Annotated in this window: 4 protein-coding genes; 1 reads left to right on the plus strand and 3 read right to left on the minus strand. The window is 70.1% G+C overall.

Annotation, left to right across the window (positions count from 1 at the left end; all coding sequences use genetic code 11):
* The 3 genes from ACR2JA_RS17850 to ACR2JA_RS17860 all read right to left on the minus strand — a co-directional run.
* Positions 1-782: ABC transporter permease (locus ACR2JA_RS17850; RefSeq protein ID WP_434010415.1), on the minus strand; the 782-nt coding region annotated here is incomplete at its 3' end.
* On the minus strand, positions 779-1,978 hold the full coding sequence (locus ACR2JA_RS17855; RefSeq protein WP_434010416.1) for an efflux RND transporter periplasmic adaptor subunit: 1,200 nt from the start codon (positions 1,976-1,978) through the stop codon (positions 779-781). The genes ACR2JA_RS17850 and ACR2JA_RS17855, both read right to left, overlap by 4 nt.
* Positions 1,975-2,619 carry a TetR/AcrR family transcriptional regulator gene (locus tag ACR2JA_RS17860; RefSeq protein ID WP_434010417.1) on the minus strand — a complete coding sequence of 215 codons (645 nt, stop codon included), beginning with the start codon at positions 2,617-2,619 and terminating at the stop codon, positions 1,975-1,977. Before ACR2JA_RS17860 ends, ACR2JA_RS17855 begins: the two co-directional genes overlap by 4 nt.
* Positions 2,620-2,869: 250 nt before the next feature.
* On the opposite strand from ACR2JA_RS17860, the gene ACR2JA_RS17865 reads away from it, so the two are divergent.
* The coding region (locus ACR2JA_RS17865; RefSeq protein ID WP_434010418.1) for an MFS transporter at positions 2,870-3,292 on the plus strand (423 nt) is incomplete at its 3' end.

Below are 3,292 nucleotides of genomic sequence, written 5' to 3' on the forward strand. Positions count from 1 at the left end.
CGCGTGTACACGCTCAGGTGCTTCCAGCGGCGGATCGGTTCGGCCACCTGCTCGGGCGTGAAGCTCGGCGCGATCTGCACCAGCACCGCGTTCACGCTGCGGCTGCTGGTCTGCAGGCCTTGCACCGCCTCCAGCAGGCCGGGGCTGCCCGGGCGGTTGAAGGCCGGGTTGGCGGCGGTGCGCGCGCGGTCGTTGACGATGGCGTCGTTGTCTTTCAAAAACTGCGTTTCTTGCGCGTCCTTGAGCGGCACGAACAGCATCGGGTCGCCGCCCGACGACACCATGCGCCGCGTCAGCCCCACCACGGTGTAGTCGTGCCGGCGGATGCGCACCGTCTCGCCGAGCTGGAAGCCGGTCTTCACGTCGGCCACCGCCTCGTAGTGGCTGCGCGTGGGGTGGCGCCCGGCCACCAGGTAGCCCGGCGCGCCGGGCATGCCGGGCTCCATGCCCACCACCATCACGCGGTTGTCCACGCCCTTGCGCGCCACCTGCATGGTCAGGTAGGTCACGTTGGCTGCTGCGGCCACGCCCGGCATGCCGCGCACGCTGCGCACCACGTCGTCCTTGATGCTCGACGACTCCGCATACGGCCCCTGCGTGTCTTTCTGCACCACCCACAGGTCGGCGCGGCTGTTGGCCAGCAGCGCGTGCGCGTCGTCCACCATGCCGCGGTACACGCCGGCCATGGTCAGCGTCACGCCGATCAGCAGCCCAAGGCCCAGCCCGGTCAGCACGTACTTGCTCCAGCCGTGCAGGATGTCGCGGCCCGCGAGGCTGATCACTTGGCGCCTCCCGCGGGCACCAGTTGTTCCACCACGCTGATGCGCGCATCCGGCTTCAAGGCGCCCTGGCTGTACAGCACCACCGTGTCGCCCTCGTTCAATCCTTTCAACACCTGCACCGTGCCGTCCAGGCCCTGCACGCCCAGCGTCACCGGCGCGAAGGCCAGCGTGCCGTCCAGCAGGCGCCACACACCGGTCTGGCCTTCTTGCTGCTGCACCGCCGCGTTGGGCAGCAGCAGGTGCTCGGCCGTGGGCGGCAGCGCCAGCGTCACCTCGGCCATTTCGCCCACCGACACGCCCGCGGGCAGCGCGTCGAACGCCACCATCGCCAGCCGCTCTTCGGTCACGGCGTCGGCCAGCGCCTCCACCCGCACCACCCGTCCGTCGAACACCTCGCCCGGGCGCGAGCGCAGCGCGATGCGCGCCACCAGGCCCGGCGCCAGCCCGGCGCTGCGGCCCTGGTCCACCCGCAGCTTGACCCACAGGCTGGCCGGGTCCACCAGCCGCAGAACGGCCTGGCCCGCTACCACCGTGGTGCCGGCCTCGGCGTCGCGCGCCGTCACCACCGCCGCCGCGGGCGCCACCAGTTTCAAATTGCCGCGCTGCTGCGCCAGGGCCGCGCGCTCGGCGCGCAGCCGGCTCAGGTCCTGCGCCGTGCCGCCCAGGTTGGCCTGCGCCGCCTGCAGCCCGGCGTTGGCCGACGCCACCTCTTGCGAGCGCGCCTCCAGCGCCCCGGCGCTGATGAAGGCCTGCTGTGCCAGGTCTTCGTTGCGTTTGAGGTTCGCCGCCGCCAGCGCGCGCCGCGCCTGTGCGTCGGCCACCTGCGCGCCCGCCGCCTGCTGCGTGCTCTGCGCGCGCGCAAGCGACGCGTCCAGCGCCGCCAGCCGCTGGTCCAGGTCGACCGGGTCCATCTCGGCCAGTGCCTGGCCCGGCTGCACCGCCTGGCCCACGTCCACCTGCACGCCCAGCACACGCCCGGCCACGGTGGGCCCCACCAGCCAGCTGCGCCGAGCCTCCACCTGGCCAATGCCGAAGATCTCCGGCGTCACTTGGCCTTTTGTCACCTTGGTCACCTGCACCTTCACCGGGGCCAGCGGCCCGGTGCGCAGCGCCACGAACGCCAGCGCGCCCAGCAGCGCGAGCGCCAGGCCGCCCAGCAGCAGCCGGCGCGAGGTGGTGGGTTTCATCATCGTCATGCGGGGGTCTCCTGGGGGCGTCGGGTGCGGGTGGGGGGGGCGGCAAGGGCGTGCTGGAACAGGTCGTACACGGCGGGTGCCAGCGGGCGGATGGCCCCCACCTGGCCGCTCAGCAGCGACTGCATCACCAGCCCCTGCACCGAGCCGATGAACAGCACCGCCGCGGCCTGCAGGTCGATGCCCGGCGCCAGTTGGCGGGCCGCCTGTGCTTGCTGCAGCAGGCCGGTGATCAGGCCGCGGTAGTCCTGCATCAGCCGCCACACGCGCGCTTTGAGCGGTGTGTCCTCCGGGTGCTGCAGCTCCTGAAAGATCACGCGCGGCACGCCCGGTTGCTCCACCACGAAATCCACATGCGCCATGAACACCGCGCGCAAGGCTGCCAGCGGCTGGGCTTGGGCGTCGGCGGCGGCGCGCAGGCGGGCCAGCAGGTCGTCGTGCACGGCGTCCATCACCGCCAGCCAGATCGCGGCCTTGCTCTCGAAATGGCGGAACACCGCGCCCTGCGTGATGCCCACGGCCTGGGCCAGATCGGCGGTGGTCACGTTGGCGGGGCTGCGCTGCGCGGCCAGGTCCAGCGCGGCCGCCACCAGGCTGGCCTGGCGCTGTTCGGTGGCTTGTTTGGGGGTCGATGCGGTGGGCATGGCTTGAAATGTAATTCATCAATTACTTATGTTCAAGGTGCTGAACAGGCAGCGGTGCGTAGGGGTGAGCCGGTGCGGGTGACGGCTTGATCTGGCGCAAACAGGCCAGCAAAACCCGGGGACATAGTTCGTCCGGACGATGCCGCCGTGTCGGCGCCTCGTCCTTCTGCCGTGGCCGTGTGTGCCTCTGGCGGATGGTCAGCCCTGCCCTGAACAGGGACATTCATGCCATGTCTTTCGGAGAGAAAACATGGCTTCAGAACTGAGAAATGAAAGAAAGGCCTGGTCGGTCCTGATCGTCAGCTCGCTGGCGTTCACGGTCTGCTTCATGGTCTGGATGATGTTCGGCGTGATCGGCATCCCGATCAAGAAAATGCTGAACCTCAACGCGACCGAATTCGGTCTGCTGACCGCGATGCCGGTGCTGACCGGCTCGCTGATCCGGGTGCCGCTGGGCATCTGGACCGACCGCTACGGCGGCCGCATCGTCATGGCGATCCTGATGGCGATCACCGTGCCGGCCATCTGGCTGATGAGCTACGCCACCGAATACTGGCACTTCCTGACCATCGGCCTGTTCGTGGGTCTGGCGGGCGGCTCGTTCTCGGTCGGCACGCCCTATGTGGCGCGCTGGTTCCCCAAGAGCCGCCAGGGCATGGCCATGGGTGTGTAC

This window comes from Hydrogenophaga sp. (genome assembly GCF_051007235.1).
In the GTDB taxonomy this organism is placed as follows: domain Bacteria; phylum Pseudomonadota; class Gammaproteobacteria; order Burkholderiales; family Burkholderiaceae_C; genus Hydrogenophaga.

What these genes read in the sequence shown, in the direction of transcription:
- ACR2JA_RS17855 (WP_434010416.1), bottom strand. Translation starts at nt 1,978, where the DNA reads ATGACGATGATGAAACCCACCACCTCGCGCCGGCTGCTGCTGGGCGGC.
- ACR2JA_RS17860 (WP_434010417.1), bottom strand. Translation starts at nt 2,619, where the DNA reads ATGCCCACCGCATCGACCCCCAAACAAGCCACCGAACAGCGCCAGGCC.